Annotated in this window: 18 protein-coding genes; 8 read left to right on the forward strand and 10 right to left on the reverse strand. The window is 73.9% G+C overall.

The annotated features are described in order from the left end of the window. Window positions 1-57: 57 nt before the first annotated feature. Complete coding sequence (locus MQV74_RS04010) at window positions 58-3258, forward strand: BTAD domain-containing putative transcriptional regulator (protein WP_242714620.1); 3201 nt, start codon at window positions 58-60, stop codon at window positions 3256-3258. Here the strand turns inward: MQV74_RS04010 and MQV74_RS04015 are convergent. The 4 genes from MQV74_RS04015 to bla form a co-directional block, all read right to left on the reverse strand. Beyond that, window positions 3242-4003, reverse strand: a complete 762-nt coding sequence (locus MQV74_RS04015) for an ABC transporter permease (RefSeq protein ID WP_242714621.1) — start codon at window positions 4001-4003, stop codon at window positions 3242-3244. The two genes, MQV74_RS04010 and MQV74_RS04015, sit on opposite strands and share 17 nt — an antisense overlap. Then, the gene (locus MQV74_RS04020; protein ID WP_242714622.1) at window positions 4000-4938 is read right to left on the reverse strand and encodes an ATP-binding cassette domain-containing protein; all 939 of its coding nucleotides are present in this window, start codon (window positions 4936-4938) and stop codon (window positions 4000-4002) included. Before MQV74_RS04020 ends, MQV74_RS04015 begins: the two co-directional genes overlap by 4 nt. Window positions 4939-5106: 168 nt before the next feature. After that, window positions 5107-6753: a penicillin-binding transpeptidase domain-containing protein gene (locus MQV74_RS04025; protein WP_242714623.1), complete on the reverse strand. Its 1647-nt coding sequence runs from the start codon at window positions 6751-6753 to the stop codon at window positions 5107-5109. Window positions 6754-6773: 20 nt separating this feature from the next. Beyond that, a complete protein-coding gene (bla, locus tag MQV74_RS04030; protein WP_242714624.1) occupies window positions 6774-7736 on the reverse strand; it encodes a class A beta-lactamase in 963 nt (320 codons plus the stop codon). Window positions 7737-7900: 164 nt separating this feature from the next. On the opposite strand from bla, the gene MQV74_RS04035 reads away from it, so the two are divergent. Both MQV74_RS04035 and MQV74_RS04040 read left to right on the forward strand, forming a co-directional pair. After that, on the forward strand, window positions 7901-8908 hold the full coding sequence (locus MQV74_RS04035; protein ID WP_242714625.1) for a LysR family transcriptional regulator: 1008 nt from the start codon (window positions 7901-7903) through the stop codon (window positions 8906-8908). After that, entirely contained in the window at window positions 8905-9807 is a 903-nt protein-coding gene (locus MQV74_RS04040) for a serine hydrolase (RefSeq protein ID WP_242714626.1), read from the forward strand. The genes MQV74_RS04035 and MQV74_RS04040 overlap by 4 nt, the downstream gene beginning before the upstream one ends. 26 nt (window positions 9808-9833) lie before the next feature. Here MQV74_RS04040 and MQV74_RS04045 read toward each other — a convergent pair whose 3' ends face one another. Then, the gene (locus MQV74_RS04045) at window positions 9834-10814 is read right to left on the reverse strand and encodes a helix-turn-helix transcriptional regulator (RefSeq protein ID WP_242714627.1); all 981 of its coding nucleotides are present in this window, start codon (window positions 10812-10814) and stop codon (window positions 9834-9836) included. 105 nt (window positions 10815-10919) lie between these two features. Between MQV74_RS04045 and MQV74_RS04050 the strand changes: the two genes are divergently transcribed. The 3 genes from MQV74_RS04050 to MQV74_RS04060 all read left to right on the forward strand — a co-directional run bounded on the left by MQV74_RS04050 (window position 10920) and on the right by MQV74_RS04060 (window position 15151). Further along, window positions 10920-11681 (forward strand): NIPSNAP family protein, encoded by a 762-nt coding sequence (locus MQV74_RS04050; RefSeq protein WP_242714628.1) that lies wholly within the window; start codon window positions 10920-10922, stop codon window positions 11679-11681. A 169-nt stretch (window positions 11682-11850) separates the two neighbouring features. Then, the gene (locus MQV74_RS04055; protein WP_242714629.1) at window positions 11851-14151 is read left to right on the forward strand and encodes an ATP-binding protein; all 2301 of its coding nucleotides are present in this window, start codon (window positions 11851-11853) and stop codon (window positions 14149-14151) included. Between the two features lie 451 nt (window positions 14152-14602). Then, complete coding sequence (locus tag MQV74_RS04060; protein ID WP_242714630.1) at window positions 14603-15151, forward strand: DUF1062 domain-containing protein; 549 nt, start codon at window positions 14603-14605, stop codon at window positions 15149-15151. Window positions 15152-15244: 93 nt separating this feature from the next. Here the strand turns inward: MQV74_RS04060 and MQV74_RS04065 are convergent, their stop codons facing one another. From MQV74_RS04065 to MQV74_RS04075, 3 genes are all read right to left on the reverse strand, one after another. Next, window positions 15245-15976, reverse strand: a complete 732-nt coding sequence (locus MQV74_RS04065) for an SDR family NAD(P)-dependent oxidoreductase (RefSeq protein WP_242714631.1) — start codon at window positions 15974-15976, stop codon at window positions 15245-15247. A gap of 112 nt (window positions 15977-16088) precedes the next feature. Continuing rightward, window positions 16089-16865 carry an oxidoreductase gene (locus MQV74_RS04070; RefSeq protein WP_242714632.1) on the reverse strand — a complete coding sequence of 259 codons (777 nt, stop codon included), beginning with the start codon at window positions 16863-16865 and terminating at the stop codon, window positions 16089-16091. Window positions 16866-17218: 353 nt separating this feature from the next. Then, window positions 17219-17584, reverse strand: a complete 366-nt coding sequence (locus tag MQV74_RS04075) for a hypothetical protein (RefSeq protein WP_242714633.1) — start codon at window positions 17582-17584, stop codon at window positions 17219-17221. Between the two features lie 189 nt (window positions 17585-17773). Between MQV74_RS04075 and MQV74_RS04080 the strand changes: the two genes are divergently transcribed. Beyond that, window positions 17774-18439, forward strand: coding sequence for a TetR/AcrR family transcriptional regulator (locus MQV74_RS04080; RefSeq protein ID WP_242714634.1), 666 nt, complete (start codon window positions 17774-17776; stop codon window positions 18437-18439). Window positions 18440-18446: 7 nt separating this feature from the next. On the opposite strand, the gene MQV74_RS04085 is transcribed toward MQV74_RS04080, so the two are convergent. Further along, entirely contained in the window at window positions 18447-19331 is an 885-nt protein-coding gene (locus MQV74_RS04085) for an aminoglycoside phosphotransferase family protein (protein WP_242714635.1), read from the reverse strand. Window positions 19332-19868: 537 nt separating this feature from the next. After that, entirely contained in the window at window positions 19869-20381 is a 513-nt protein-coding gene (locus MQV74_RS04090; RefSeq protein ID WP_242714636.1) for a helix-turn-helix domain-containing protein, read from the reverse strand. A 566-nt stretch (window positions 20382-20947) separates the two neighbouring features. Between MQV74_RS04090 and MQV74_RS04095 the strand changes: the two genes are divergently transcribed. After that, entirely contained in the window at window positions 20948-22126 is a 1179-nt protein-coding gene (locus tag MQV74_RS04095; protein WP_242714637.1) for a serine hydrolase domain-containing protein, read from the forward strand. Window positions 22127-22527: the final 401 nt, after the last annotated feature.

Raw genomic sequence — 22527 nt, forward strand, 5'->3', positions numbered from 1 at the left:
GTGATCCGCACCACGGGGCCACGCATCGCACAGTCGAGCGCATGGCAAAATCAGCGGGTGCAGATCAGGATGCTGGGTCCACTGGAGGTTCGCACGGACGACGGCGTCTTGGCCGACGTACCGGGCGCGCGGTTGCGCGGGCTGCTGGTCGCCCTCGCGCTCAAGCCGGGCCACGTGGTCCCGAAGGCGTCGCTCGTCGACTGGATCTGGGGGGAGCGCCCGCCCGCCGACGCGACGAACGCCCTGCAACGCCTGGTGTCCCGGCTGCGGAAGCTGCTCCCGGACGGGGTGATCGAGGGGCAGCCCGACGGCTATCGGCTGCGCGTGGAGCCCGACGCCGTCGACGCCGTGCGGTTCGAACGCCTCGTCGGCGCGGGGCAGTCCCGCGCCGAGGACGCCTCCCGGCGGGTGCGGCTGCTGCGCGAGGCCCTCGGCCTGTGGCGCGGCGCGGCCCTGCAGGACATCGGCCTCCAGGACAGCGAGGCGTGCGATGCCGCGGCCGTCCGGCTCGAAGCGCTGCGCCTGAGCGCCACGGAGGAGTGCGTCGACGCGGAGATCGCCCTCGGGCACGGCGCGGAGCTGGTCACGGAGCTGACCGACCTGGTCGCCGCGCACCCGGTGCGCGAACGGCTCGTCGCCGCCCTGATGCGCGCCCTGGTCGCGGCCGGTCGCGACAGCGAGGCGCTCCAGGCGTACCAGCACGCGCGGGAGGCCCTCGCCGACGCGCTCGGCGTCGACCCCTCGCCGGACCTCGCCGCGCTGCACGTCGCGCTGTTGCGGGGCGAGCTCGGGCGCGACGAACGGAAGCGGGAGCGGGCCGAAGCGGGCCGCAGGACCAATCTGCGCGCCGAGCTGACCACGTTCGTCGGCAAGGGCGCCGACGTCGCCGCGGTCCGCGAACTCGTCGCCGAGCACCGGCTGACCACCCTGATCGGGCCGGGGGGCGCGGGCAAGACCCGGCTTGCCGCGGAGACCGCGCGCACGCTGCTCGGCGACGTACCGGACGGGGCCTGGCTGGTGGAGCTCGCCGCGATCGGCGCGGACGGGGACGTGGCGCAGGCGACGCTCGCCGCGCTCGACCTGCGGGACACCCTGCTCGGCGAGGCACCGAACGCGGAGCCGACGGACCGGCTCATCGCCGCGATCCGCGAGCGGGACGCGCTCCTCATCCTCGACAACTGCGAGCACGTCATCGAATCGGCGGCGGTGTTCGCCCACCGGCTGCTCGGCGAGTGCCGGCGGCTGCGGATCCTCGCGACGAGCCGGGAGCCGCTCGGCATCACCGGGGAGGCGCTGTGGCCGGTCGAGCCCCTTGCCCTGCCGGATCCGGACGCCGATCCGGGCGCGATCGCGTCCTCGCCCGCCGTCCAACTGCTGCGGGACCGGGCCGGAGCCGTGCGCCGGGACCTCGCGGCCGACGCCGCCACGCTGGCGACCATGGTGCGCGTGTGCCGGGCCCTCGACGGGATGCCGCTGGCGATCGAACTGGCAGCGGCCCGCCTTCGCACCATGTCCGTCGAGCAGCTCGCGCACCGGCTCGACGACCGGTTCCGCCTGCTGACCAGCGGCAGCCGCACCGCCCTTCCGCGGCACAAGACGCTGCGCGCGGTGGTCGACTGGAGCTGGGAGCTGCTCACCGAGGCCGAGCGGACGGTCCTGCGCAGGCTGTCGGTGTTCGCGGGCGGGGCGAGCCTGGAGGCGGCCGAACAGGTCTGCGCGGACCACCCCGCCGACGCTTCCGACGGTGTCGGCTCCGTCGAGCCGGAGCAGGTCCTGGAGCTGCTCACCTCGCTGACCGAGAAGTCGCTGCTGCGCGCCGAGGGCGACGACGCCCCCCGCTACCGCATGCTCGGCACGATCAAGGAGTACGCCGGACTCCGGCTCGCGGAGGCCGGTGAGGCGGAGTCGGCGCGCCTCGCGCACCTGGCCTACTGCACCCGACTCGCCGAGACCGCGGAGCCGCATCTGCGCCGCGCCGAGCAGTTGGAGTGGCTCGCCGTGCTGCGGGCCGAGCACGACGACATCGGTGCCGCGATGCGCGGCGCGCTCGCGGCGGGCGAGGCCCAGGCGGCGATGCGGCTCGCGGCGGGCGCGGGCTGGTACTGGTGGCTCAGCGGGCACAAGACCGAGGGCCTGGAGCTGATCACCGCGGCCACCGGGACGCCCGGCGAGGTCACCGACACGTACCGGGCCACGGTGTACGCCCTGGGCTCGATGTTCGTGACCTCCGGCCTCGGCGACGAGCACCTGGCCGCGGAGTGGATCCACCAGGCGTACCGGTTCAGCCGGAGCGCCCCGGCCGGTGGGCACCGCCACCCGGCGATCGGGCTCGTCGCCCCGATGGAACGCCTGTTGCGGGCGCCCGACGCGTTCCTGCCCGCCTGGGAGGCGCTGCTCGACGACGAGGACCCCTGGGTGCGCGCCCTCGCCCGGCTCCACCTGGGCAAGTTCCGGGTCGTGTTCGGCCACAAGGGGCAGGACGCGGACGCGTATCTGGAGCGGGCGCTCGGGGAGTTCCGGGCCCTCGGCGAGCGGTTCGGGATCTCCTTCGCCCTGAGCGAGCTGGCCGAACGGATGGCCGTGCGCGGCGAGTTCGCCACCGCGTGCGCGTACTACGAGGAGGCCATCGAGGTCGTCACCGAGGTCGGCGCCGGGGAGGACGTCATCCGACTGCGGTCGCGTCAGGCCCAGTTGTACTGGCTGCTCGGCGACAGGGCCGCGGGCGCGGCCGCCCTCGCCGAGGCGCAGCGGTGCGCGGAGGGCGTCACCTGGCCGGGCGCGCTCGCCCTGCTGGCCCTCGCGAAGGCGGAGCTCGCCCGGTGGGACGACCGTGCCGAGGAGGCCCGGCAGCACCTCGCCGCCGTGACGGCCGTGCTCGGCCGGGAGGCGGAACAGGCGAGCATCCGTGCGGTGACGCACGACCTGCTCGCCTATCTGACCGACGACCTCGACGAGGCGAAGGCGCACCGCGCGGCGGCCTGCGCGGCGGCGTCCGAGTCGGGGCACGCGCCGCTGATCGCGCAGGTGCTCGTCGGGGTCGCGGACCTGGCGCTGCGTCATGACGCGTACGAGCAGGCGGCGCGCCTGCTCGCCGCGAGCGCGGACGTGCGGGGCCTGCCGGACCGCTCCCACCCGGACGTCGTACGGATCGAGCGGACGGCGCGGAGCCGCCTCGGCGACGCGCGGTTCACCGAGGCGGCCCGGGAGGCGGCGGGGACCGGCTGGTCCCGGCTGGTGGAGGTCACGCTCGCTTCTTGAACGTGGCGAGGGCCCACACGTACCCGACGAGGGCGAGGCCGAGGCACCAGGCGACGGCCGCGAGCGCGTCGCCGGTCGCCGGGTCGCCCGCGAGGAGCCCGCGCAGCGTCTCGATGATCGGGGTGAAGGGCTGGTACTCGGCGAACTGCCGCACGCCCGCCCCCATCGTGTCCGCGGGGACGAACGCACTGCTCAGGAACGGCAGCATGATCAGCGGGACGGTGGCGAGTCCCGCCGACTCCGCGCTCTTGGCGGCCAGGCCCAGGGCGACGGTGAGCCAGCTGGCCCCGAAGGTGAGCAGGACGACGAGGCCGAGCACGCCGAGCCAGTCGAGGGCGCTCGCGGCCGGGTCGAACCCCATGGCGAAGGCCACCCCGACGATGGCCGCGTTGGCCACCAGGCAGCGCACGGTGGTGACGACGACCTGGCCGGTGAGGACGGCGCCGCGGGAGACGTCCATGGCCTTGAAGCGGTTGATGATGCCCTTCGCCATGTCGTCGTGCACGGCGGCCGCGGTGGAGCCGAGGCCGTAGCTGACGGCCATCACGAGCATGCCCGGTGTCGCGTAGTCGACGTAGTCCTCGCCGACCGCGAACGCGCCGCCGAACACCTTGACGAACAACAGCATGATCACGATGGGGAACAGCACCGCGTTGAAGAGCACGAGCGGGTTGCGCAGGGTGTGCTTCAGATTGCGGCGCAGCATGATCGTCGAATCGGTCAGGGCCGTCGGGAGAGTACTCACTTGGCGGTCGCCTCCGTGCTCGGGCGCCCGGTCAGGGCGAGGAAGACATCGTCGAGGTCCGGCGTGTGCACGGAGAACTCCTGGGCGTTGATCGCGTGCTGGTCGAGCCGGTCGAGCAGGGCCCGCAGCGACTTCGACTCGCCGTCGCTCGGCACCCGCAGGATCAGCTCCTGCTCGTCCCGCGCGGCTCCGGCCAGGACGCGCGCCGCCGCGTCGAGCCCGGACCGGTCCGCGAAGCAGAGCCGGACGTGGGTGCCGGGGACCTGGCGCTTGAGCTCCTCGGGGGTGCCCTGGGCGACCAGGCGGCCGTGGTCCAGCACGACGATCCGGTCGGCGAGCTGATCGGCCTCTTCCAGGTACTGGGTGGTGAGGAAGAGGGTGGTGCCCTCGGCCACCAGCTCGCGGACGATCCCCCACATCGTGCGCCTGCTGCGCGGGTCGAGACCCGTCGTCGGCTCGTCGAGGAAGATGATCCGCGGGCTGCCGACCAGCGTCATCGCCAGGTCCAGCTTCCTGCGCATGCCGCCGGAGTAGGTCGCGGCCAGCTTGTCCGCCGACTCCGCCAGGTCGAAGCGGTCGAGCAGTTCCCCGACCACCCGGCGGCCGGAGCGCACGCGCTTCAGGTCCGCCATCATCCGCAGGTTCTCGCGGCCGGTGAGCAACTCGTCGACGGCGGCGAACTGTCCGGTCACGCCGATGGCCGCGCGCACCTGCTTGGTCGCGGTCGCCACGTCGTGCCCGGCGACGCGGACCGTCCCCGCGTCGGGCCTCGCCAGCGTCGCCAGGACGTTCACCGTCGTGGTCTTGCCCGCCCCGTTCGGGCCGAGCATGGAGAAGACCGATCCCGCCGCGACGTCGAAGTCGATGCCGTCGAGCACGGCCTTGTCGCCGTATGTCTTGCGCAGCCCTGAGACTGCGATTGCCGAACTCTTCATGCCCCTACCGTCGCGGCCGGGCCTGACACGCCTCTGTCACTGCCCTGACACGACGGCTGACACGGCTGTCACGCGGGGTCGGCGGCGACGGCTGTCACGGGGGGGCGAGGCCGCCGCCTGTCACGTGGGGCGGGGTCGACGGTCTCACGCGGGGTGGAGTCGACCGCTTCACGAGGGGTCGGAGTCGACGGCCGCCAGCACCTCCTTGACGACGGGCCCGGCGGAGGCCCCGCCCGTGCGGCCCTTCTCGACGACGGCGGCGAGGGCGACGTTGCCGCGGTGGGCGACCATCCAGCCGTTGTTCGGGGTGCCCTCGGCGACCTCGGCGGTGCCGGTCTTGGCGCCGACCGCGCCGGGCAGCGCGGCCAGGCCCCGGGCGGTGCCGTCGGTGACGGTCGTCCGCATCAGGGACCGCAGCGCGCCGACCACCTCGCGCGGCAGGGCCTTCGTCCTGGTCGTGTCCTTCTGCCCCGGGGTGAGGGTGGGCTGGCGGAAGGTACCGGAGGCGGCGGTGGCCGTCACCGACGCCATCACCAGCGGGTTGGCCAGGACGCGGCCCTGCCCGATCATGGCGGCGGCCTTCTCCGTCTCGTCCCGGGGCGCGGGCACGGCCCCGTCGAAGGACGGCACGCCCGTGCGCCAGCGCTGCCCGATGCCGAAGTACCGCCGCGCGACCTCGCCCAGGCCGTCGTCGGCGAGCTTGCCGCGCAGGCCGATGAAGGCGGTGTTGCAGGACTCGGCGAAGTCCTCGCGGAAGGTGGCGCCGCGGTGCTCGGACTTCTCCACGTTGTGGAACTGCTTGCCGACGGTGAGGTAGCGCGGGCAGTCCACGGTGTCGCCGGGTGCGAGGGCGCCCTTGAGGAGCAGCGCGCTGGTGGTGACGACCTTGAAGGTGGAGCCGGGGGCGTAGGTGCCGGACAGCGCGCGGTTGAAGCCGGTGGCGGGGGAGTTGGCGACGGCGAGGATCTCGCCGTTGTCGACGCGCAGGGCGACGAGGGCGGCGTCCTTGCCCTTGGCCCCGGCCGCGAGGGCCCGTTCGGCGGCGGACTGCCAGGCGGGGTCGATGGTCGTGGCGACCGGCTTCTGAGGGGTGCGGGCGCGCCGCGCGCCGAAGGTCGCCTCCGTGCCGGTGACGTCGCCGCTGGTCCGGTCGACGCGCCGGATCGCACCGCGGGGCCCGGCTCCGGCGGCGCCGGACAGCTGGGCGAGGACGGGCGCCAGGGACGGGTGGGTGTCGCCGGAGAGTGCGGACCCTCTCCGGTCGTTCACTCTGGCGGCGCCGGTGTCCTCGCGCTCCAGGCGGAACTTCTCCGTGTCGCTCAGCTTCGGGTGCACGACGGACAGTTTCCAGTCCACGGCCCAGGTGCCGTCGTTCCGCTCGCGCAGCGGAAGACGGGAGCGGTAGGTCCAGGTGCCGAGGCCGGTGACGGGCATCGTGGCGGTGAAGGGCACGGTCACGGTGCCGCCCTCGTCGGCGGTGGCCTCGCCCGCCCGCAGCGCGGGCTTGCCGATGTCGAGGCCGGTGGTGAAGTTGCGCAGCACGCGCTCCGCCTGTCCGGGGCTGGACGTCAGCCGGGCCGCCCGCGCCAGGCGGCCCGCCGACCAGTCGGCGAGGAACGCCCGCGCCTGGGCGGCGGCCTCGGGCGCGGCCTTCGGTGCCTTCGGCGTCTTCGCCGCGAAGGGTCCGAGGTCGGTCGCGTACGCGGTACCTGCGGCGAGGGCGACGGCCACGCCCGCCGCGACGGCCGCGCGGGTCCTGCGGGCCTTGCGGGCGGGGGCCGCGCGGCCGTAGGTGGTGCCTTCGGTGTCGTTCATCAAGGGCTCCCTGGTGGCGGCTACGCCATCGAGTCGGCGACCACGGACGCCGCGTCCGCGATCAGCTTGTCGTCGGGGGTGGCGTCCTTGTCGCCGCGGTGCGACAGGATCGCCACGACGAGGGGAGCGGCGCCGGGGCGCCACACGACGGCGATGTCGTTGCGGGCGCCGTAGTAGCTGCCGGTTCCCGTCTTGTCGCCGACCACCCAGTTCTTGGGGACCCCGGCCTTGATGACGTGGTCGCCGGTGGTGTTGGTCTTCAGCCAGGTGGCGAGCTGGGCGCGCTCGGGCGCGGCGAGGACGTCGCCGAGTACGTACGCGCGCAGGTCCTTGGCCAGCGCGCGCGCCGTGCTCGTGTCCCGCTTCTCGCCCGGCACCCACCGGCTCAGGAAGGGCTCGACGCGCTCCATCCGGGTCACGTGGTCGCCGATCCGCTCCAGGGCGGCGTCGAGGCCCTTGGGGCCGCCGAGCTTGTCGAACAGCAGGTTGGCCGCGGTGTTGTCGCTGTACCGGACGGCCGCGTCGCACAGGGCGCGCAGGGTCATCCCGGTGTCGACGTGCTTCTCGGTGACGGGCGAGTAGGTGACCAGGTCGTCCTTGGAGTACTTCACCACCTGGTCCATCTTGTCCGGCGCGTACTTGCGCAGCGTCTCCCCGGCGGCCAGGGCCTTGAAGGTGGAGTTGTACGCGAAGCGGCGTCCGTCGTTGTACGCCACCTCGCGGCCGGTGCCGGTGTCCACGGCGTACACGCCGAGCCGTGCGTCGAACCTGCGCTCCAGCTTCTTGAACGCGCGGGTGTACGACGCGGCGTCCGCCTTCGGCGCGGACCTCCCGGTGCTCTGCGCGGACTTCTCGCTCCGGTCCGCGGTCGGCCGCTCGGCCGCCGAAGCCGGGGAGTCGCCCTGGCCGCAGGCCACGAGCGGGACGAGAACGAGGGTGGCGACGGCGCCGAGGGCGGCGCGCCGGACGCGGGAGTGCTGCATGGTCAACCTCCGGGGAGCCCCGCTCGCGGGGCACGGGGAACGGAGCGGCACGGCCCCGTTCCGGCGTGTGGTGATCAGTGCCGGGACCACCCTCGCCCGGGGGTTCCCATGCGGTCCAATACGCTTGTGCGCAGTTCCATGCTGATCTGGCATAGGGTGCGGGCGTGGATCTCGTAGGAGCGTGCCGGGCGTTCGTCAGCGTCAGTGAGCGCGGCAGTTTCACCGTGGGAGCGGCGGCGGCCCGCATGTCCCAGCCGGTGGCCAGCCGCCGCGTCGCCGCGCTCGAGGAGCGCTTCGGCGAGCCGCTGTTCGAGCGGACCTCGCGGCGGGCCGTCCTCACGCCCTTCGGCCGGGACATGCTGCCGACGGCGAGGCAGCTCGTGCAGGCCGCGGACGTGCTGCTCGGCGAGGCGGAGGCCGCACGGCGCAAGCCGTGGCGGCTCGCGGTGCCCGGGATCTGCCCCACCGTCGCCCTGGCCCGGCTCGTCGCCGAGGCGCGCGCGCACGAGGTGACGCTCGACCTGCGCGTGGCCCCGCCGGCGCAGCGCCGGGAGCTGCTCCACGCCCAGCAGGTGCGGGCCGCGCTGCTCGCGGTGCCCGCCGACGAGGCCACGTGGTCCGTGCCGCTCGGCGTCGCCACGGCCCACGACCCCGGCGTGCGGCGCGTCTATCTGGAGACGCTGCGGCTCGGCCGCGGCGCGAGCGGCCCGGCCCGCCGCGTCTGGATCCAGCCCGAGGACGACGTGCCGCACATCCGCGACCCGCTCACCCGGCTGCGCGACGCCCTGGGCCTGCGCCCCGCGCAGCTCGTCGCCGCGGCCGACCTGACGGGCGCCGCCGCCGAGGCCCTGGGCGGGCGCGACCTGCTGCTCTGCTCCCCCGCGCAGGCCGCCGAACTCGGCCTGGTCTGGCGGCCGATCGGCGAGCTCGCGCTCCGCCGGGGGTTCGCGCTCGCCGCCGCGGCGGAGGGCAACCCGCAGCACCTCCAGGACCGCCTGGGCGAAGCCATCACGCGCTGCCTCGGCGCCGCCGTCCAGGCGGAGCCCGCGGAGACCCGGACGGCCGCACCGGACCTCCGGGCGGCCACCGCCGAGCCCCGGGCGACCGCCCCGGTGATCCGGACGAGCAACGCGGGCATCCGGCCGCTCCCCCCGGAAGGGAAGACCACGTGAACCCCGAGGTGCTGCTGCGCGAGCTGCGCCAAGAGCTGAGCGACGGCGGCCTGCACGGCTGCTTCCTCGTACGGGACCTGCACACCGGTGACGAGCTCGGCCTCGAACCCGACACCCAGCTCCCCGCCGCCTCCCTGGTCAAGATCCCGCTCGCCCTCGCGACGGCGGAGCGCATCCGGCGCGGCGAGCTCGACGGGGCGACGGCGCTCGACGTGCGGCCCGGCCGGATCACCACGCCCGGCCCGACCGGGGTGAGCCGCTTCCGTCACCCCGCCCGCATCGCGATCGACGACCTGCTGTACCTGAGCACGTCCGTGAGCGACGGGGCGGCCGCCGACGCGCTGTTCGACCTCACCCCGCCCGCCCGGGTCGCCGCCGTCCTCGACGACCTCGGCCTGCGCGGCTTCGCCGTCCGGCACGACACCCGCGAGCTGTCGGACACCCCCACGGAGCGCTTCTCCGCCGCGCAGGCCCACCTCGCCCACGCCCTGGCCATCGACGCGGGCACCAGCGGCCGCGGCCACCGGCTGCCGCAGCTCGACACCACCCGCGCCAACACCGGCAGTGCCCGCGCCTACGTCGACCTGCTCCAGGCCCTGTGGACGCCGTCGGCGATCCACCCCGAGGTGGCCGGGCGCGTGCGCGAGCTCATGGGCAACAACCTGATCCGGCACCGGCTCACCCCCGACTTCAGCTCCGACGCGACGACCTGGTCGTCCAAGACCGGCACCCTCCTCAACCTCCGCCACGAGGTCGGCGTGGTCGAGCACGCCGACGGCCAGGCCTTCGCCGTCGCCGCCCTCACCGAGTCCCTGGTCCCGGCCTCCGCCCAGCCAGGCGCCGACGCCCTGATGGCGCAGGTCGCCCGCTCCCTGCGGGACCATCTGCGCCAGCTCTAGCGGCGTAGGGGACAGCGCGCCCCGGTTCAGCCGACGCCGTACGTCCGGGCGAGCGCGCCCACCGTCGCCGCCATCGCCTCGCGCAGCGCCACGGGGGCGACGGCCTCGACGTCGGTGCCGAGGCGCAGCAGTTCGCCCCGGGCGTGCTCGACGCTCTCGATCGGGACGACGGCCTCCACCCAGCCGTCGTCGCCGACCGGCGTCGCGGTGGCGTCGACGGCCCGCACGACCTCCGGCGGCGCGTTGTCCGGCAGGCGGCGGCGCCCCCGCGGGGACAGCCGCACGGTGGCCGTTCCGGTGTGGCGCCGCTGCTGGAAGTCGTCCACGTAGGAGGCCCAGTACGCGCCGAGGTCGAAGCCGTCCGGCCGCTCGAACCGCTCGTCGGCCGGTACGGCGTCCAGGACTTGGGTGACCCGGTAGGTCGCGACGCGGCTCTCCGTGAGGGCGGCCACCAGGTACCAGACGCCGGACTTGAGCACGAGGCCGTAGGGGCGCAGCCGACGCCGCACCTCCTGCGGCGCGCGCCAGCGCCGGTAGCGCACGTCCACCGCGCGCCGGGTGAGCACCGCGTCGACGAACACCGGCAGGTACGGCGTCTCCTCGGCCTCCCGGTACCAGCTGGGGGCGTCCACGTGGAAGACCGCGGCGGTCCGCTCCGCCTCCGCGCGCGGGCCCTCGGGCAGCGCCGCGAGCAGCTTGAGCCGTGCCGCCGCCACCTCGTCGCCCAGGCCCAGGTCGGCGGCGGGGCCGGGGAGCCCGGCGAAGAACAGGGCCCGGGCCTCGCCCTCGCTCATGCCGGTGAGGCGGGTGCGGTAGCCGTCGAGCAGCTGGTAGCCGCCCGCGCGGCCGGGCTCCGCGTACACCGGGACACCGGCGGCCTGAAGCCGCGTCAGGTCGCGGTAGGCGGTGCGCATGGACACCCCCAGTTCCTCGGCGATCCCGCGCGCGGACATGCGGCCGCGGGACTGGAGCAGCAGGAGCACCGAAAGCAGTCGACTGGCAGACATGCGCGCATCCTCCCGCGAAACACTGACAGCTCCTGGCACACGGCCCCTTTAGCGTCGGTCCGCGACACCCCCTTCTTCTTCCCTCCGGACTGCCAGGAGCCCTCCATGCCGCGCACCACCCCGTCCGCCGGTCCCGCCGTCCGCCCCGCCGTGATCGAACTCCGGCAGTACACGCTCCGCCTCGGCCGCCGCGACGAACTCATCGACCTGTTCGACCGGGAGCTGGTCGAGCCCCAGGAGGACACCGGGATGGTCGTCCTCGGCCAGTTCCGTGACCTGGACGCCCCCGAACGCTTCGTGTGGCTGCGCGGTTTCCGCGACATGGCGACGCGCCACCGGGCGCTGACGTCGTTCTACGGGGGTCCCGTCTGGGCCGAGCACGGGCCGCGGGCGAACAGCACCATGGTCGACTCCGACGACGTCCTGCTGCTGCGCCCGCTGACGGACGGCAGCGGCCTCACGCCGCGCCCGCAGGTGCGGCCCGGTCCGGACGCGGCCGCGCCGGACCGCTTCGTGTCCGCCACCGTCTGGTCCTTCCCGCCGGGGCGCGACACGGGCGTCGAGCTGATCCGCGGCGGGCTCCTTCCCGCCCTGGCGGCCACGGGGCCCGCGCCCCTCGCCGCCCTCACCACCGAGACGGCGCCCAACACCTTCTCCCGCCTGCCGGTGCGCACCGGCGAGAACGCCGTCGTCGTCCTCACGTCGTACGCGGACGAAAACGCCTGCCGGGTCCACCGTGCGGCCGTACGGGCCGACCGGCTGGTGCGGGACGAGATCCTGCCGGGCGTCGAGCGGGAGCAGACCGCTCCTCCTCAGCTGTTGCGACTCGCGCCCACGGCCCGCTCGCTCATCGGGACCGCGCGCTGAGGGGCGCCCGAACCGGGATCCCTCGAACTGGCGGCCCTCGAACTCAACTCGATCACCCCTGACGCGCCGCTATGCCCTGCGGACCACGTCACGGGGGTGGGACCGTGGGAGGCGGGTGGCAGGCCGTTCCGGAGGCCTGCCGTCACTTCGACGGGAAGGTCGGCCGCGGATGGGATTCGGCTTCACGCAGCGACGTGGCGGGCAACTGCCCGTGGAGCGGACGGGTTTCGTCGGGCGGTCCGACGACCTCGCCCGGGTCCAGGAGGCGTTCGCGCGGGCTCCGCTGGTCACCCTGGTGGGCCCCGGCGGCGTCGGCAAGAGCCGCACGGCGCTGCGCGTGGCCGCCGAGGTCACCCAGGACTTCCCCGACGGCGTGTGGCTCGCGGAGCTGTCCGGCCTGCGCGACCCCGAGCTCGTGCCCGCGACCCTGGCCGCCGTGCTCGACCTGCCCGAACAGCCGGGGATGGAGCCGCTGGACGCGGTGGTGGCGCATCTGCGGGCGCGCCGTCTGCTGCTCGTCCTCGACACCTGCGAGCACCTCGTGGACGCGTGCGCGCTGCTCTGCGAGGTCCTGCTGCGGGAGGCCGCGGGCGTGGCGGTCCTCGCCACCAGCAGGCAGCCGCTCGACGTGCCCGGCGAGCGGTGTCTGCCGCTCGCGCCGCTCCCGGCCGACGACGCCCTGGAGCTGTTCGCGCAGCGCGCGGCCGCCGTCGTACCGGACTTCACCGTCCACGACAGCAACCGCGCGCAGGTGGGGGCGCTCGTCGAGCGCCTCGACGGCATTCCCCTCGCCCTCGAACTGGCCGCCGTACGGCTGCGGGCCGTGCCGCTCGCCCAGCTCGTGGCGCGCCTCGACCAGCGCTTCGGGGTGCTCACCGGCGGGCGCCGCACGGAGCTGGCCCGGCACCAGACGCTGCGTACGGCGATCGACTGGTCGTACGAGCTGTGCGCGCCCGCGGAGCGGCTGCTGTGGGCGCGCCTCTCGGTGTTCGCGGGCCCCTTCGAGCTGGGGACGGCGGAGCGGGTGTGCGCGGGCGGCGGTCTGGCGGCCCGGGACGTCCTGGAGGCGCTCGTCGGGCTCGTCGACAAGTCGGTGGTGCAGCACCTGGGCGGGAGCGCGGGCCGCTACCGCCTCCTCGACACGATCCGCGCGTACGGCGGGGAACGGCTCGACGACCCCGGCGGCACGGGGCACACGGACGACGCGGTGAGCGTGCGGGAGCGGCACTTCGCGCACTACCAGGAGCTGGGGCAGCGGCTGTGGGACGAACTCCTGACCCCGGCGCAGGCCGCTCTGTACCAGGAGGCGCGGGAGGCGCTCGCCGATCTGCGGGCGGCCCTGGGGCATGCGTTCGCCACCCCGGGGCGCGCCCCGCAAGGGCTGTGGCTCGCGGCGCAGTTGGCGCCGTTCTGGCGTGCGGCGGGCACGCTGTCGGAGGGGCGGTACTGGATCGACAAGGGGCTCGATCTGGTGCCGGAGGAGCGGGCGGAGCGTGCCTGGGGCCTCTTCCTCTGCGGGGTGCTCGCCGTGTGGAGCGGCGACCTCGCGGCGGCGCCCGGCCTCTTCGAGGAGGCGCGTGCGGTGGCGGTGCGCTGCGGCGAGCCGCGCGTGGTGCTGTTCGCCGAGCCGTATCTGGGGGCCATGCGCGCGCTGTGCGGCGAGGTCGACGAGGGCCTGGCCGAGCTGGAGCGGGGGCGGCTGCGGATCGTGGAGGCCGGGGACCTGCTCGGCATCGGCGTGGTCCACTACGAGGGCGCCCTCCTGAGGGCCGTCCTCGGCGACGTCGACGGCGCCCTGGAGCTGTGCGCGACCGGGCTCGCCCACCTCCAGGGCACCGGGGACCGCCAGCTCTACGCCTCGACGCTGATGGTGCAGGGCGTCGTCCTGTGGCTCGCCGGGCGGCACGACGAGAGCGCCCCGCCGCTGCGCCGGGCCCTCGACGCCGTGAGCGAGGTCGGGGACGTGCTGGTCGCCGCCCTGTGCTGTCTGGGGCTGGCCTGGCACTCCGCCCAACAGGAACGGTACGCCCGCGCCGCCTGGCTGCTGGGGTACGCGGAGAGCGCGCGGCGCCTGACCGGGGATCCGGTGGCCATGCTGCCCTCGCTCCTGGACGAGCAGGAGGCGGTGCAGCGGGCCGTCCGCGGCGCCCTGGGCGAAGCGGCGTTCGCGCGCTGGCACGGGCTCGGGGCGCGCCTGACGGGCACGGAGGTCCTCGCGGCGGTGCGGGCCGACCTCGACGTGCCCGCGTCGGCGCGGCCCCTGCCGGGCGCCCGCCGGGGCGGCGCCGCCGACGCCCTCACCCCCCGCGAGCGCGAGGTCGCCGCGCTCGTCGCCCGGGGCCTGTCCAACCGGGAGATCGCCGAACGCCTGGTCATCTCCAAGCGCACCGCCGACACCCACGTCGAGCGCATCCTCGCCAAGCTGGACCTCACCTCGCGCGCCGACGTATCGGCGGCACTGGAGGACTGACCGGAGACATACGTACGTACGCGGCCGTCCCCACCGCGTGCGGCGAGGCGGAAGGGCCACCGCCCTCGCGCGCCGCGTACGTATACCGATCGTGGCGGGTCACGGATGCCGGGACGCCCCGGAGCCCGGGAGAGTGGGCAGGGCCAGCCGGGACGCGGTGCCGGGCGCCGGCAGCATCGGACGCAACGCTGCCAGGCACGGGCGCCCCGCACCGCCTCCCCCTCCACCGGGCCCGCCGCCCGGCCGGACGCGTCCCGCCGGTGAGACGCTCGAAAAACCGGTGGAGCGGCGCCGCCGTCCTGCCCTACCGTGCTGGCGAACCGAGTCGTCTGGGCAAGGACGTGCCGTTGTACACCGTGTGAGACCTCCCGAGAGCTGATCTGTCGCGCGTCGCGCCTGCGTGCCGCGCTCCTTTTTGCTGCGGACTTCTCACTGAAACCGGTGTCCTTCTGTGCTCCATAGCTGGGTGGTCATGCCCACCTGCCTGCCGACCGTCCTCCGCCGTTGCCCCGCGTGCGCGTCCGACCGCTTCCGGGCGAACGGCAAGTTCCGCGTCAACGCACACCACAAGCTCCTCGACGCCTGGCTCCTCGTGCTCTGCACCGCTTGCGGGGACACGGCGAAACTCACCGTCCTGGAGCGGACGAACGTGCGCTCCCTCCGCCCCGGACTGCTGGACCGGATGCACGACAACGACCCCTCCCTGGCGGCCGAATTGCTCCAGGACCCGGTCCTGCGGCGGCGCAACCGCGTCGCCCTCGACTGGGACGGGGCCTGGCGCCTCGACACCGGCGGATCGGATCACCGAGACCAGGAGGTGCTGGACGTCTCGGTCCGCTTCGCGGCCCGGATCCCCGTCCGTCCGGTACGCCTGGTCGCCGAGGGCTGCGGCCTCTCGCGGGCCGAGGTCGAACGGCTCGTCGTGGAGGGGAAGCTGGTCTCGGCGGTCCGCCTGGGCGGCAGACACTCCAGTGACTTCACCTTCACGCTGAAGCGCTGAGCCCTCCCCCGCGCCAGGGCCTGTCCGGCACGTCCTGTGGACAGGCCCTGGCGGTCGGGAGGTTCCCGGGGCGCGCGTCATCCGTCCACCCGCTCAGAAGACGGTGCCCCCGGCGTCGACATGGAGCGTGGTACCGGTGATGTAGCTCGCGCGGGGCGAGGCGAGGAAGCGGATCGCCTCGGCGATCTCCTGGGACCCGGCGGTGCGCTGGAGCCCCAGCTCCTTGGCCACGCCCTCGTTGCCCTCCTCGCCCCATGCGGCGAGGACGCCTTCGGTGCGGGTCGGGCCCGGGGCGACGCTGTTGACCCGTACGCCGCCCTCGGCGAACTCCGCGGCCCAGGTGCGGGTCAGCGAGTCGAGGGCGGCCTTGGACGCGCTGTAGACCGAGGCACCGGGGAACGCCTTGTGCGCCGCGAGCGAGGTGACGTTGACGATGCTGCCCCCGCCCCTTTCGAGCATGTGCGGCACGAGCGTGGCGACCAGGAAGTAGGCACCGCGCACGTTGGTGTCGAAGGTCCGCTCGTAGTCCGCCACGCCCTGCTCGACGGTGGGCGAGGTGGGGAAGGCACCCGCGTTGTTGACGAGGATGTCCACCGGGCCGCTCTGGCGGGCCAGTTCGGCCACCGCGTCCAGGTCGGCCACGTCGGCAGGGACGAACCGGACCGCCCCGTCCCCCTGCACGGCGTGCGCCGCGTTCTTGCCGCGCACGGCGTCGCGGCCGGCGATGACCACGTCGGCACCCGCGCGGGCCAGCGACCGGGCCGCCGCGAGGCCGATACCGGAAGTGCCCCCGGTGACCAGCGCGACTTTGCCTTTCAATTCCATGATGTGCGTCCTCTCAAAATGCGTGAACGGGAAAGCGAATCATGCGCGGTGGCCGTCGCGGCAGTGCGGCCACATCTGCTCTTCGTGCGGGCTTTTCGGAATTCTCGCGACGTCAGCCCCTGGGGAATTCGCCGCCGTCCACGACGAGGCTGCTCCCGGTGATCCAGCTCGCCCGGGCGGAGAGCAGGAACAGCACCGCGTCGGCGATGTCGTCGGGCTCGCCGTCCCGCCCCAGCGGCGGGGTGGTGACGTCCTGGCCCGGCCCCTCGCTCAGGCGCGCCCACTGCTCCCGGGTGCGCTCGCCGCCGGGGGTGGCGGTCCGGCCGGGCAGCACCGTGTTGACGCGGACGCCGAACGGGGCCAACTCCTGGGCCAGCCCCCTGCTGTAGTTCTCCAACGCCGCCTTCGCCGCCGTGTAGTGCAGGAACGGCGGTGCCACGGTGGGGACCGCGGCCGAGGAGACGTGCACGATCGCCCCGGAGCGTTGCTCCCGCATCTGCGGTGCCAGCAGCGCGTCCAGGCGCACCGAGGCCAGGAAGTTCAGGTCAAGAGCGTCCTGCCACTCCTCGTCGGGGATGGCCAGGGCACCCTGGTGCGGACCCGCCCCGCCCACGTTGTGGACCAGCATGTCCACCCCGCCGAGCACCTCCCGGGCGGCCGCGGCGAGCGCCTCGGCACCGGCCCGCGTCCGCACGTCGGCCGCCACGAACGCGGCTCCCTCAGGCAGCGCGTCCGCCGCCGACCTGGCCGTCGTGAGCACCTGGGCGCCCGCGTCCAGGAGCTGTCGCACCACGGCCGCCCCGATGCCGCGGGATCCGCCCGTCACGAGGGCCCGCTTCCCCACGAGTTGCCGCGTTGCCGTGCCTGTTGTGTTTTCCATGGTGGTCATGTTCGACCGGCCCTCTCCCTGCAATGTCGACTTGGCATGCTCGACGGAATGAGTACGGAATAAGCAGCGACGTACGCGGAGCGCGACCCTGCGGAGAAATCGCTCAGGGGGCGCCTCGTCGAGCTGTTTCACCGTACGTACGGAAAGGAGCGAGGGGCAAAGACGAAATGTCAGCAGCCGCTATAGGAAGGGCCTATGGCGTCCTCGCCCGGCTCCTCGGGACGCCGGAGGAGCATCGTCGTCACCGGTGCCTCCGTCGATCGGCGTTTCGGCCACTGGTCGCCACGGGGCCGGTCCGCTCGCCGCACGGGTCGGTGCATCGCGCACGCGGCCCGTGCCGCGGAACAGAGGGCTCACGACAGGCCCCGGGACCGCGCCCGGCGCAGCGCGGCGATGAGGGCGGCGGACGCCGTGACCATCAGGGCGGCGAAGACGGGGTGCATGTCCTTGGACAGGCTCTCCGCGCCGTCGGGCCGCGTCAGCCAGACGACGAGCGGGACGAGGTAGGTGACGGCGAGCACGGCGGCGGCCCGGCGCGCCGCCGGTTCGCGGACGCGGCGCACCACGCCGACCAGCGCGACCGCGACCGGGAAGCCCGAGATCAGCGCGAACTGACCGATCACCATGACGGGCACCGCCCAGGCGGAGACGGTCACGGAGCGGGGAACACGACGGGCGGGGCGGGGCGGGGTGCGGCGTGCGTCGACTGTGGTGGTCATGGGGGTTCCCCTCGTCTGCCGGAGCACGGGTGGCGCGCGGCCTCGCCGCGCGCCACCACGCTCCGAGCTATAGGCCAGCGCGTTCGTTATAAGTTGTAACGCCGAAGCGAGCAGGGGGTCAATAGATTGCGTGATAGCTTCTAACTAAATCGCGAAGATATAGCCGTAGGGTGCGGAGGGTGGCAGGCCATGGCGAAGGCGGAGCCGAAAGCAGGGGCGAAGACCCCCAGGGAGCGCTACCGCGCCCAGGTGCGCGCGGAGGTCAAGGAGCACGCCTGGGAGCAGATCGCCACGGCGGGGGCCTCCGCGCTCTCCCTCAACGCGATCGCCAAGCAGATGGGCATGAGCGGGCCCGCCCTCTACCGTTACTTCGCCAGCCGCGACGAGCTCATCACGGAGCTCATCCGGGACGCGTACCGCAGCCTCGCCGACACGGTCCGCGCGGCCGCCGCCGAAGGTGCCGACCTCGCCGGACTGGCCCACGCCCTGCGCGCGTGGGCCCTGGCGGACCCCCAGCGGTACTTCCTCGTCTACGGCACGCCCGTGCCCGGCTACCACGCGCCGGAGGACGTCACCGGCATCGCCTCCGAGATCATGGCGACCCTGCTCGACGCCGGCGCGGCACTCGCCCCGGACGACTCCGCGACGCCGTTCCGCACCCACCTGGAGGACCACCGGGCCTGGGCCGGGGACCACCCCGCCCCGCCCGCCGTCCTGCACCGCGCCCTGTCCTTCTGGTCCCGGGTGCACGGCGTCCTGTCGCTCGAACTCGCCGGGCACTTCACGGGCATGGGCTTCGACCCCGCCCTGTTCTTCGCGGCCGAGCTGGACGACCTGCTGCCGGAGGGGGCGTGACCGCGCGTCAGGCGGTGCGCGCCGCGTCCGTGAGGACCTCGGCGATGACGTGGCGTGCCACCGTCGCCATCCGCTGGTTCCTGTCCCGGTAGTAGCTCAGTTCCATCAGGGCGATCGACAGGGCCCAGCCGCGGCCCCGCGCCCAGGCGGCGGCGTCCGGCGGCAGGGCGGCCCGGAAGGCGTCGCGCACCCCGGCGGGCAGCACGTACCACGCCACGATGAGGTCGACGGCGGGATCGCCGAGGCCCAGGCACTCGAAGTCGATGACGGCGCTCAGTCGCCCCCGGTGGAGCAGCAGGTTCCCCGGTTGCAGGTCCGCGTGGATCCACACCGGCGGGCCGGACCGCTCGGGGGCGCGCAGGGCCGTCTCCCACGCGGCCGCCGCCGCGGCCGTGTCGATGACGCCGCGCAGGTCCGCGAGCGCGTCGCGGGTCTCCGCGTCCCGGTCCTTCAGGGACCCGCCGCGGTACGAGGGCGGCCCGCCCGCGGGGTCGACGCCCCGCAGCGCCAGGACGAACTCCGCCAGGGCGGTGGCGAGCGCGCCTGGTTCGGCGATCCGGCCGACGACCGGGTTCTCACCCTCGATCCAGCGATAGACGGCCCAGCGCCAGGGGTACCCCTCGGCCGGTGTCCCCTCCCCCAGCCGCACGGGCACCGGCACCGGCAGCGACGGGGCGAGCCTCGGCAGCCACACGTCCTCCTTGGCGACCTCGTCGGCGGAGCCCGACTCGCGCGGCAGCCGCGCCACCAGGTCCTCGCCGAGCCGGTACATGACGTTCGACGTGCCTGCCGAGTCCACCGCCTCGACGGGAAGGCCCGCCCACTGCGGGAACTGCGCGGCGATCAGCCGTCGTACGAGATCCGCGTCGACGCGCGGGGTGCCAGAGCTCATGGATGCCCTTCCGAGGCGGTTTCCTCCACGCGCGCAGGGATGTGCGGACGCGCAGGACATCCGAACGTTCCGGGGCCGGGCGCGTCAACCGAAATACTCAGGTTCCGCTTCAGCCGGGCATGCGCGCTGAGCACGCGGTGATGGACCCGCTTCGACGCGCACGGCGGTCGGCCACGGTCGTGACCGGGAAGCGGACCCTGCACCTGGGCGCGCCTCTGCTCCTCATGGTGTGAAGCGGGAGGTGAGGGTGATCGCATCCCTTGCGGCATCCTCCCGTCACGAGGGCCGGCGCGGACAACGCAGCCGCAACCGCCTTCTTCATCTGTACCCCCATGCCGTATGGCCCCGCCCGCCTTCCGGCTCCTGCGGGATGTCGGCCCCATAGCGTTCCGGTGATGGTCTCCGCCCGGGAAATCGCCCTCAGCTCCGAGTGGAGCCGCCTGCCGTTCAGCCCCGGACGACAGAAGCGTGCGGACCGGTCGTCGGCCGGGAACGCGTCTGTGTCCCGCACCGTAGGCGCAGGGCTCCGGGTCGCAGTTACCTCTCGGTGCCCGGATGCTTACCGGTCCGTGCCGCTCGCCGGTACGCGCTCGGCGCCACGCCGAACATTATCCGGAACGCCCTGCTGAACCCCTGAGGACGGCCCATGCCCCAACGCGCGCCGATCGCCGCCACCGGCAGCGCGTCCAGCCGTGGGTCGGCCAGGTCCTCCCGGCAGCGCTCCAGCCGCCTGCGCCGGATCACCGCCGCGACCGTCCCTACGTCCTGTTGTCGGAACAACGCGTGCACAGCGCGCAGTGACAGATGGTGGAATCCCGCGACCGTGGCCGGACCGAGCTGTGGATCGGCGAGATTCACGTCGATGAAACTGAGGATCCGTGCCCGCATGACGTCCTGCCGGGTCTGCACCGGCAGGTGCCTGTAGGCGTCCAACTGCCGGGCGACGACCGCCCCTGCCAGGTCGGCCGTCATCCGCCCCATACGTTCCAGAGCCGAGAGGTCGCAGTCCGCGCCGTGGGTCCGTATCGACGTCATCAGGTCCGCCAGCACCCCACCCACCCCGGATGCCGCGACGCGATCGGACGGGTGAGCCGCATCCGTGCCAGCCGCTCCGACACCAGGTCAGCCCAGAACCCGAACCGGTCTGATGCGGGTACGTGCGCGTTGGCGATCTCCACGGGTCCACCTCGACGGCTGCCGGCCGATGGCATCGGGCATGAGTTTCTGCGGGGGCGGAAGCCGCCGCAAGGGTGAAGGGAGAGGCCGTATGAGGTGGTCGCCGCGCCCGGCCGGGAGTGAACCGGTGCAGGGGCGACCGCATACCGGTAGCCGGAGCCAGCAGGCGGCGCGGAGTTCTTCGATCCCCTCGGCCGGACGCGGGTCTCTGGGTGGTGCAGGAGGGTGGCACGCTCGGCTGGTCCGTGGGCTTCTCGAGCCCCGGTGTGCGGGTCGGGACTCGGTCACGGCGACGGCTCGCCTCTTCCAGCATCCCCCGAGCCCGCCCCTGAGCCCGCCCCTGAGTCACTTCAGGGGCATCCCCGATGCCGGGGCGACCGGCCCGATGGTGAGCTTGGTCCATGCGCCGACACCCGCAGTTCCCGTCGTACTCACGTGCCTTGGCCGTCCTTGGTGCCGCCGTGGGGCTGCTCTGCCTCGCGTCGGCGCCTCCGCCCCTCGCCGACGAGCGCCGACCGCCCCCGCACCCCCGCGCCCGGCTCCAGGCGGCCCTCGACCGGATCGCCGGGGAGGGGACACCGGGCGTCGTGGCCCAGGTCAGGGACGCTCACGGCGTGTGGAGCGGCCGGGCCGGAGTGGGCGACATCGACAACGGACGGCCGCGGAGCATCCATGACAAGTTCCGCGTGGCCAGCGTGACCAAGCCGTTCACCGCCGCCGTCCTCCTCCAACTCGAAGCGCGGGGACGGCTCTCACTCCACGACAGCGTCGAGCGATGGCTGCCGAAGGTGGTGCACGGCAAGGGCTACCGCCCGCGGCACATCACCGTCCGGCACCTGCTCAACCACACGAGCGGCATCTTCGACTACAACACGGACGCGCGCTTCCGCGCCCAGTACGCGGGCGACGCGTTCGACAAGAACCGCTACCGGAAGTGGACCCCCGAGCAGTTGGTGGGCATCGCACTCGCCCACCGGCCGAACTTCCAGCCGGAACAGGGCAGCAGGCCCGGAAGGCCCGGGAAGTGGGACTATTCAGACACCAACTACGTCCTCGCCGGAATGATCGTCGAAAAGGCCTCGGGGGTCTCGTACAAGGAGGCTGTCGAGCGGTTGGTGATCGAGCCCCTCGGCCTGGACGACACCAGCGTGCCCGACACCTCACCCCGGGTTCCCGGCCCGCATGCGAGGCACTACTCCACGCTGTTCGAGGAGGGGCCACAGGCACGGGTGCGCGACGTCACGGAGTTCAGCCCCACGGTCGCGTACGCGGCCGGGCAGCTGATATCGACCGTCCACGACATCAGCACCTTTATGGGCGAGCTGATGGGCGGCGGCCTGCTCCCCGCCGCCCAGCGGCGGGAGCTGCTCGACGCCGTGCCCGTCGACGGCGACAAGGGACACGGCGGCCCGGAGGACGTCTACGGCCTCGGCATCCGGCACTTCAAGCTCGCGCCGGGCTGCTGGGCCTGGGGCCACGGCGGCATGATCCCGGGCTCGGCCACCCGCACGGTGGTGTCGGCCGACGGGCAGCACGCGATGACCATGAACAGGAACGGCGACTGGGGCAAGCAGGACCTGGAGGACGCCGCGGTGCGCACGGAGTTCTGCGACCGCTGACAAGACCGGCACGACGTGGGACAGCGCGGGCCAGGGCCAAGGCAGGCCCAGCGCGCGGGAGCAGGTAGTACGTCGAGCAGCGACGGCACCCCGCCCCGACGCCACTCGTGCCACACCTGGTGCCGAGCGGCTTGGGGGGCCCGGCCGGGGAGGAGGCAGCGGTGCGCACGCCGCCCCCTTGCTGCGCTCCGTCGGCGGGACGGGCACGCACGGACAGGACGATGCAGGCCGAGCCGTCGATACCAGCTGCGGCCGGGCGTGGGACACGCACACCCCACCCTTCTTTCGGGGGAACGCGGCTTGTCCACCGTCGCGGACGAGCAGGAAGGCAGCACGCTCCCACGGCAGGTGACGGACTGCGGATCGAACGGCTGAAGCTCTGCGGACGAGCCCGGCCTTCT

This window comes from Streptomyces sp. AN091965, from assembly GCF_022698285.1.
In the GTDB taxonomy this organism is placed as follows: Bacteria; Actinomycetota; Actinomycetes; order Streptomycetales; family Streptomycetaceae; genus Streptomyces.